Annotated in this window: 1 rRNA gene; it reads right to left on the bottom strand. The window is 54.0% G+C overall.

Annotation, left to right across the window (positions count from 1 at the left end):
• Positions 1-1,151 (bottom strand): 23S ribosomal RNA (locus HNP44_RS20770); the annotation flags it as partial.
• Positions 1,152-1,416 lie beyond the last annotated feature (265 nt).

The following is a 1,416-nucleotide window of genomic DNA, read 5'->3' as shown; positions in this document are numbered from 1 at the left end:
ACCTCCTGGTTGTCTTCGCGACCGGACATCCTTTTCCACTTAGTACACGCTTAGGGGCCTTAGCCGGCGATCTGGGCTGTTTCCCTCTCGACTACGAAGCTTATCCCCCGCAGTCTCACTGCCACGTTCTCACTTACCGGCATTCGGAGTTTGGCTGACGTCAGTAACCTGTGAGGGCCCATCGGCCATCCAGTAGCTCTACCTCCGGCAAGAAACACGTGACGCTGCACCTAAATGCATTTCGGGGAGAACCAGCTATCACGGAGTTTGATTGGCCTTTCACCCCTACCCACAGCTCATCCCCTCAGTTTTCAACCTAAGTGGGTTCGGGCCTCCACAACATCTTACTGCTGCTTCACCCTGGCCATGGGTAGATCACTCCGCTTCGGGTCCAGACCCGGCGACTCAAACGCCCTATTCGGACTCGCTTTCGCTACGGCTACCCCCAGACGGGTTAACCTCGCCACCGAGCACTGACTCGCAGGCTCATTCTTCAAAAGGCACGCCATCACCCCACGATGAGGGCTCTGACGGATTGTAAGCACACGGTTTCAGGTACTATTTCACTCCCCTCCCGGGGTACTTTTCACCTTTCCCTCACGGTACTTGTCCGCTATCGGTCGCAAGGTAGTATTCAGGCTTACCGGGTGGTCCCGGCAGATTCACAGCAAATTCCACGGGCTCGCTGCTACTCGGGTATCCATCACAACAGGCACCACGTTTTCAGTTACGGGACTCTCACCCTCTCCGGCGGACCATTCCAGGCCACTTCACCTAACATGACACTTTCTTACTGCTGTCCAGCCAGGTAGAGCTGGAAAGATGAACCCCACAACACCACACACACAACCCCTACCCGGTATCACATGTGCATGGTTTAGCCTCATCCGCTTTCGCTCGCCACTACTCACGGAATCACTATTGTTTTCTCTTCCTGAGGGTACTGAGATGTTTCACTTCCCCTCGTTCCCTCCACACCGTCTATATATTCAACGGCGGGTAACACCACATGACTGGTGCTGGGTTTCCCCATTCGGAAATCCTCGGATCACAGCTCGGTTGACAGCTCCCCGAGGCATATCGCAGCCTCCCACGTCCTTCATCGGCTCCTTGCGCCAAGGCATCCACCGTGCGCCCTTAGACACTTACAACACACAAAACACACACCAAACCCGAGACAACCAAAGCCATCACAAAATTCGATGCGCCCTTCATGACATCAAGCGCCAAAAAAACACAACAAAATGCTTACACAGAAACATGTAAAATTACAGAAACATAACACAACAACCACACCAAACAGTGCAGCGTCATGTTGATGCTCGCGTCCACTATACAATTCTCAAACAACACACACCACCACACCGCCACCCACCCACACCCCGAAGGACCGTGGTACGTGAGCGCAGACACGAA

The organism is Tsukamurella ocularis (genome assembly GCF_024807615.1).
GTDB classification, from domain to species: Bacteria; Actinomycetota; Actinomycetes; order Mycobacteriales; family Mycobacteriaceae; genus Tsukamurella; species Tsukamurella ocularis.
Note: the sequence above shows the minus strand (reverse complement) of the source record. Positions and strands in the feature narration are given on the sequence as shown.